Below are 5,611 nucleotides of genomic sequence, written 5' to 3'. Positions count from 1 at the left end.
GCGGGAATCAACCCGGGCCGGGGCTCGGGAAGGGGCGTGGTTCCTGGTGGGAATAGGGCTGACCGGCATTCGGTCCGCTCGGCGCGGAAGGCGCCCGTGTGACTCTCGACGGTTCCTCGGAATCCGATGAGGACGTCAGGGGAAGAGCGATGACAGCGGCTGCCCACAAGCAGGTGAGAAGGGGTCCCGCGACGTAGGCTTTTCGTCGACGACTGGCCGTGTGGGCAGCGTCATTCCCGCTCTGCGAGGGAAAAGGCATGGCGATTTCTCCGGCGTGGATCGGTAGGGGGAGCCTCAGGGGCCCGATTCCACTTGGCCTTTGATCATCTCACGCGAAAGGAGCCGAAAAAGTTCCTTGAAGTGTAAAGCTTCCACCTCTGCTTGTGAATTGCTCGTGAAAAGGTGAGGCACCGTCAGGGTTACTGAACGGTCGCTTCTCGAATATCGCTTCTCCGCTGACGGACAGCTTCGTCACGGCATCGGAGGGTGACCGTCGTCGGTGCTCGTCCCGTCCCGCGATGTCCGAGGCGGGCGGTAGCGTCGGATCATGTCCAATGAGGCGGGGAAGGCGGCGCGCGGGGCGGCCACCGGGGAACGGCACCTGGCTGTACTCGAAGGCGTCCTGGAGCGGATCACATACGCCAACGAGGAGAACGGCTACACGGTCGCGCGCGTGGACACCGGCCGAGGCGGCGGCGACCTCCTCACCGTCGTGGGCGCCCTCCTCGGCGCGCAGGTCGGTGAGTCCCTGCGCATGGAGGGCCGTTGGGGCTCGCACCCGCAGTACGGAAAACAGTTCACCGTGGAGAACTACACGACGGTCCTCCCGGCCACCGTCCAGGGCATCCGCCGCTACCTGGGCTCGGGCCTGGTCAAGGGCATCGGCCCGGTCTTCGCCGACCGCATCACCCAGCACTTCGGCCTCGACACCCTCCAGATCATCGAGGAGGAGCCCAAGCGGCTCATCGAGGTCCCCGGCCTCGGCCCCAAGCGCACCAAGAAGATCGCGGACGCCTGGGAGGAGCAGAAGGCGATCAAGGAGGTCATGCTCTTCCTCCAGACCGTCGAGGTCTCCACGTCCATCGCGGTGCGCATCTACAAGAAGTACGGCGACGCCTCGATCTCGGTGGTCAAGAACCAGCCGTACCGCCTGGCGGCCGACGTCTGGGGCATCGGCTTCCTCACCGCCGACAAGATCGCCCAGTCCGTCGGCATCCCGCACGACAGCCCCGAGCGCGTGAAGGCGGGTCTCCAGTACGCGCTGTCGCAAGCCACCGACCAGGGCAACTGCTACCTCCCCGAAGAGCAGTTGATCGCGGACGCGGTGAAGCTGCTGCAGGTGGACACGGGCCTGGTCATCGAGTGCCTGGCGGAGCTGTCGGCACCGCCCGAGGACGGGGAGGACCCCGGTGTCGTACGGGAGAAGGTCCCGGCCCCGGACGGCGGCGCCCCCGTGACGGCCGTCTACCTGGTCCCCTTCCACCGTGCCGAACTCTCCCTCTCCGCCCAGCTGTTGAGGCTGCTCCGCACGGACGAGGACCGTATGCCCGCGTTCCGTGACGTGGCCTGGGACAAGGCGTTGGGCTGGCTGAAGGGGCGCACCGGCGTGGAGCTCGCCCCCGAGCAGGAGGCGGCCGTCCGGCTCGCGCTCACCGAGAAGGTCGCCGTGCTCACCGGTGGGCCCGGCTGCGGCAAGTCCTTCACGGTCCGCTCGATCGTGGAGCTGGCCCGGGCCAAGAGGGCGAAGGTGGTGCTGGCCGCGCCCACGGGCCGGGCCGCCAAGCGCCTCGCCGAGCTCACGGGTGCCGACGCCTCCACCGTCCACCGGCTGCTGGAGCTCAAGCCCGGTGGTGACGCGGCGTACGACAAGGACCGCCCCCTGGACGCGGACCTGGTGGTCGTCGACGAGGCGTCCATGCTCGACCTCCTCCTCGCCAACAAGCTCGTCAAGGCGGTGCCGCCGGGCGCGCACCTCCTCTTCGTCGGGGACGTGGACCAGCTGCCGAGCGTGGGCGCGGGCGAGGTGCTGCGAGACCTGCTGGCCGAGGGCGGCCCGATCCCGGCGGTCCGCCTGACGAAGGTCTTCCGTCAGGCCCAGCAATCAGGCGTGGTCACGAACGCCCACCGGATCAACTCCGGGCAGCACCCGGTCACCGAGGGCATGAAGGACTTCTTCCTCTTCGTCGAGGACGACACGGAGGAGGCCGGCCGGCTCACGGTGGACGTGGCGGCGCGGCGGATCCCCGCGAAGTTCGGGCTCGACCCGCGCCGGGACGTGCAGGTCCTGGCCCCCATGCACCGCGGCCCGGCGGGCGCCGGCACCCTGAACGGACTGTTGCAGCAGGCGATCACCCCGGCCCGCCCGGACCTCCCCGAGAAGCGGTTCGGCGGCCGGGTCTTCCGCGTCGGCGACAAGGTCACCCAGATTCGCAACAACTACGAGAAGGGCGCGAACGGCGTCTTCAACGGCACGGTGGGGGTGGTGACGTCCCTCAACCTCGACGACCAGCGGTTGATGGTGCGGACGGACGAGGACGAGGAGGTGCCGTACGAGTTCGACGAACTCGACGAGCTGGCCCACGCGTACGCGGTGACGATCCACCGCTCCCAGGGCAGTGAGTACCCCGCCGTCGTCATCCCGGTCACCACCGGGGCTTGGATGATGCTCCAGCGCAACCTGCTGTATACGGCGGTGACCCGGGCCAAGAAGCTGGTGGTGCTGGTCGGTTCGCGCAAGGCCCTGGGCCAGGCGGTCCGTACGGTGTCCGCGGGGCGGCGGTGCACGGCGTTGGACTTCCGCCTGGCCGGGGGCCGGCTCCCGGACTGAGTCCAGAGCTGTCACGCACCGCCGGGGGAGCGTCCCGCCTCGCTGCCACGGTGGTCGTGGCAGGTGCAGTTGCCACGACCGAGAAGCCCTGCCCGGTGCAGGCTTTCGCGCGCCTGGACCCATGCCCAGCGCGACAGGACGCGGGTTCTGGGGCCGAAGAAGCCACTGAGAAGCACGCCCGGGGTCAGGTTGACGACTTCGTGCCACCAGTACGCGGGCACGTAGAGCACATCGCCCGGTTCGAGATCCGCCACGAAGAAGTCGCCGTGTTCCTGGCCGGCGGCCAGCTCCTCGGCGCTGATCAGGGACAAGCGAGCCCATGCGTCGTATTTCCGGGAGCCCATTCCAGCCTGTTTCACCGCCGCGGGGTGTGCAAGGTAGAAGCGCTTCGTCCCCATGATCTGAACGGCGAGATTGTCCAGGAGATCGCAGTGCAAGCCGGTACGAGCGTGGGAGGGGCCGATCCAGGTGGCGCTGGACCTTATGGTCCCCGAGGGGAACAGTTCGGAGCTTCTGAGGTCCGCGCGCAACTGCGGAAACTTCTTGAGCAGGTCGAACTCTTTGAGATAGGAAATTACGTCGTCCGGGGGCGCATCGCGTGTCAAACGGCCGACGTAGGAACCCAGGGTCGACGTGGTGAATCGAGTCGTCTCGGTCTCCCGGTTTCCCGCCACAAGTTGCACGGGGAGGCCGGGGTCGAGCGAGGCGAGGTACGGGAAGCTCCAGTCCTTGACGGCGGGCCAGGTGGCGGCCGCCGCTCGGAATACTGTGGGAGTACGAGTACGGACATGAGTGGCGGGCGCTTCCTCGGAAGCGGGCAGCGGTCGGAACGCGGGCATGATCGCTCTCCCTTCAGGAATGAGCGGGATCCGCTGCCCTGGGCAGAGCCAGAATCAAATCAGGTATATCGCCTCGTATGACGGCCGCATGGTCCAGTGACCGTTCGTGCGGAAAGTAGTCCGACTTGCATGCGACGATGCTTTGGAAGCCCTTGCCGTGGTAGTAGCGAAGTTGAGGGTCGAGCGGAAGACCGTTGCGCTTGGCGTACACATAGTCTCCGACCGGCACCTCGGGGTTGGCGCGCTTCCAGGCGTACAGGCCAGGCAGGGGGGACCCGAGATATATGTCGTGGTATCCGAGCGCGAGTGCGTGAGGAAGGAAGAACTCGAAGACAGCCGTCACCGCGTCACCGTCAATGCTGCTGAGGCTGATGCCGAAGAGGGAACGGCTCGCGCGCGGATGCGGAGCCTCGGCGTCGGCGCATTCTCTCCAGGAAAGCGCTGTGCGCGCCTTTTCGGCCGTGATCGGCTTCGCGAACAGCGAGGTGAGGACTTTTCCGGTGGTGGCAGAGAAGGCGCCGACGCAGAGTTTCGGATTGTTCTCGATGCGCTGGACGAGACTTTCACGGCTGCCCGCCTGTTCTCGTGTCCACTTGGCCTCCTCCAGCACCATGAGCCCGTCGGCGTCGTCCGGCCGAAGGAGACGCACCTCGATATCGCGGGGAGTCGGAGGCCGGTAGCATCCGTGCGAGGCATTCATGAAAATCCCCTTTGGCTGCGGGTGGAATGAATCTGGGGCCTGGTGAATATTTGCATGCCGAGTGGGGTGTGGAGGGAAAGGAAGCTTTTTGTTGCGGTGACATTCACCCGAAGTTGAAATTCCCCGGTGTGGTTACGGGGCGTGCAACTTTTGAAAATGAGCGATGAGGATCGTGAAGAGCCTGAGGGGAGAACGAAGCAGATCGCGCTCAGCTGCTACTGGAGACCGTCGCTTGTCGATGTGCGGCTCCGCCGCGTGGGCCCGCCGCAGGGTGCGTCTCCGCTCCCAGTGGTGTCCGGAATAGCCGCAGGCGCGCCCCGCGTTGCCGTGAGCATGACTACGAATGCGCCGCGACCCGAGGTGTTGCGATACACCGCCTTCTCCGAAGCCCCCGACGGCGGAAACCCCGCCGGCGTCGTGCTGGACGCCACAGCCCTGGACGACCGCGAGATGCTGGCCATCGCCGCCGACCTCGGATACTCGGAGACCGCGTTCCTGACCCCGCCTCCGGAGAGCCTCGGCGGCCAGGAAGGGCGGGCGTACAGCATCCGTTTCTTCAGCCCCAAGGCCGAGGTGTCGTTCTGCGGGCACGCCACCATCGCGACCGCCCTCGCGCTCGCCGAGCGGACGGGTCCCGGGGAGCTGGTGTTCGCGACGCCCGTCGGCACCGTGCCGGTGGGGGTGGCCGAGGAGGGCGGAACGGTCAGGGCCACGCTCACCAGCGTCGAGCCGCATATCGAGGAGATCGCCGACGCCGACCTCGCGGAGGCGCTCGCCGCGCTCGGCTGGCCGGCCGCCGATCTCGACCCGGACTTCCCGCCCCGTATCGCGTTCGCGGGTGCCCGCCATCTCGTACTCGCGGCGGCGACGCGCGAACGCCTCGCAGACCTCGACTACGACTTCGCGCGCCTCGAAGCCCTGATGCACCGCTTGGACCTCACCACGGTCCAGTTGGTGTGGCGGGCGTCAGCCACCGTCTTCCATGTCCGTGACCCCTTCCCCGTCGGCGGCGTCGTCGAGGACCCGGCGACCGGCGCGGCGGCCGCCGCGTTCGGTGCGTACGCCCGTGAGTTCGGGCTGGTTCCCGAGGACGCCGTCCTCACCCTTCACCAGGGCGAGGACCTGGGCCGCCCTGGCGAGCTCACGGTGACGCTGCGCGCGGGTGACCCACGCGTCCGCGTCAGCGGCGCGGGCACTCGTATCAGCTGAAGCGTCAAGCGCATCTCGCCCCAGCCGCCCCTGCCC

The 5,611-nt window shown here is 67.7% G+C and carries 4 protein-coding genes; 2 read left to right on the top strand and 2 right to left on the bottom strand.

Annotation, left to right across the window (positions count from 1 at the left end; translation table 11 throughout):
* The first annotated feature begins 547 nt into the window (after positions 1 to 547).
* Positions 548 to 2,827 carry an SF1B family DNA helicase RecD2 gene (gene recD2 / locus FNH08_RS43230; RefSeq protein WP_152776989.1) on the top strand — a complete coding sequence of 760 codons (2,280 nt, stop codon included), beginning with the start codon at positions 548 to 550 and terminating at the stop codon, positions 2,825 to 2,827.
* Positions 2,828 to 2,838: 11 nt separating this feature from the next.
* Here the strand turns inward: recD2 and FNH08_RS43225 are convergent, their stop codons facing one another.
* The gene (locus FNH08_RS43225) at positions 2,839 to 3,666 is read right to left on the bottom strand and encodes a cupin-like domain-containing protein (RefSeq protein ID WP_152776988.1); all 828 of its coding nucleotides are present in this window, start codon (positions 3,664 to 3,666) and stop codon (positions 2,839 to 2,841) included.
* 13 nt (positions 3,667 to 3,679) lie between these two features.
* Positions 3,680 to 4,366 carry a hypothetical protein gene (locus tag FNH08_RS43220; protein ID WP_152776987.1) on the bottom strand — a complete coding sequence of 229 codons (687 nt, stop codon included), beginning with the start codon at positions 4,364 to 4,366 and terminating at the stop codon, positions 3,680 to 3,682.
* A gap of 333 nt (positions 4,367 to 4,699) precedes the next feature.
* Here FNH08_RS43220 and FNH08_RS43215 point away from each other — a divergent pair, with 333 nt between their 5' ends.
* Positions 4,700 to 5,575 (top strand): PhzF family phenazine biosynthesis protein, encoded by an 876-nt coding sequence (locus FNH08_RS43215; protein WP_152776986.1) that lies wholly within the window; start codon positions 4,700 to 4,702, stop codon positions 5,573 to 5,575.
* Positions 5,576 to 5,611: the final 36 nt, after the last annotated feature.

Origin of the sequence: Streptomyces spongiae, from assembly GCF_009377185.1 — a bacterium.
Taxonomy (GTDB): domain Bacteria; phylum Actinomycetota; class Actinomycetes; order Streptomycetales; family Streptomycetaceae; genus Streptomyces; species Streptomyces spongiae.
This window is presented reverse-complemented; position numbering and strand designations above follow the sequence as displayed.